The sequence below is a fragment of the Streptomyces coryli genome (assembly GCF_011044975.1).
Classification (GTDB): domain Bacteria; phylum Actinomycetota; class Actinomycetes; order Streptomycetales; family Streptomycetaceae; genus Streptomyces; species Streptomyces coryli.
The window spans coordinates 1-1,065 of the sequence record NZ_JAAKZV010000553.1 but is presented as its reverse complement, the minus strand read 5'-3'; the positions used below and the strand labels follow the sequence as shown (position 1 = coordinate 1,065).

Annotated in this window: 1 protein-coding gene; it reads left to right on the top strand. The window is 73.1% G+C overall.

All coding sequences use genetic code 11. The annotated features are described in order from the left end of the window. Positions 1-1,005, top strand: a 1,005-nt coding sequence (locus tag G5C51_RS42135; protein ID WP_165246231.1) for an ankyrin repeat domain-containing protein, incomplete at its 5' end; no start/stop codon positions are given. Positions 1,006-1,065: the final 60 nt, after the last annotated feature.

Sequence of the window (1,065 nt, the reverse complement as noted above, 5' to 3'; positions counted from 1 at the left end):
GGCGTGTGCGGGTGGGGGGACCTCACGTTTCCGCGGTGGAGGGGGCTTGATCTCGCGGCGGTCGAGGAGCTGCTCGCGGGTGGGGGTGCCGTGGACGGGCGGCTCGGGGACGAGAGGGACTGGGAGACGCCGCTGCACCGGGCGGCGGAGTACGGCAGCGCCGAGGTGGTGGCGGCGATGGCGCGGGCGGCGCCGGCTGTGGACGTGAGTGATCACGCGGGGCGTACGCCGCTGTGGCAGGCGGTGGCCTGCGGGCGTGCGGACGTCGTGCGGGTGCTGCTGGCGGCGGGCGCGGACGCGTGGCGGCCGGGCGTGGCCGGCTGGACGCCGGGGCGGCTCGGGCTGATGACGGAGCTGGCGCCGATCTTCGCTGCGCTGCCGGGGGCGGTGGAGCTGACGGCGGGGGAGCGGGCGGCGCAGGACGCGGCGGGCCGGTTGATCGACGTCTTCGCGGCCGAGCAGATCTTCGCCGAGGGGATGCTGGTGAGCTTTGTCTCCGGGGTGACGGAGGACGAGGCGATACGGAGATTGGGCGGGGATCCGGGGGCGGTGCCGGTCCTGGAGCTGGACGATGTCCTGGACGTCGGGCCGTACGACACGCACGGCAATCACGGCGTCGGGGTGACCGGCGTCCGGCGCGGCTGCATTCTCACGCAGCACGCGCACGCGCTGGAGAGCAATGAACTGATGCGCAGGATGGGCCCGGGCACCACGGGCTACAGCGTCTTCTTCAACCCGAAGGGCGGCGTCATCGGTGATCTCTACCGGGACGGCGAGCCGGTGCGGCATGAGGAGATAGGCCTGGAGCCATACCCGGACGACCCACCGGAGCACTGGCTCTACCGCTTCTGGCAGCGTGGCGAAACCGCCTTCCAGCAGGGCGACGCCCCGGTGCTGGCGTACGCCTGCGCGATGGCCGGCATATCGCGCTTGCGTCCGGGCGACGCGATGGCCATCAGCGCGGGGCCTCGGCGGGTGGTCGAGGTAGCGGGACGACTCGGCTGACGCGATGGCGCTCAGCGCGAGGTCCCGGCCAATAGCCGAGGTGACGGCGCGATTCGGCTG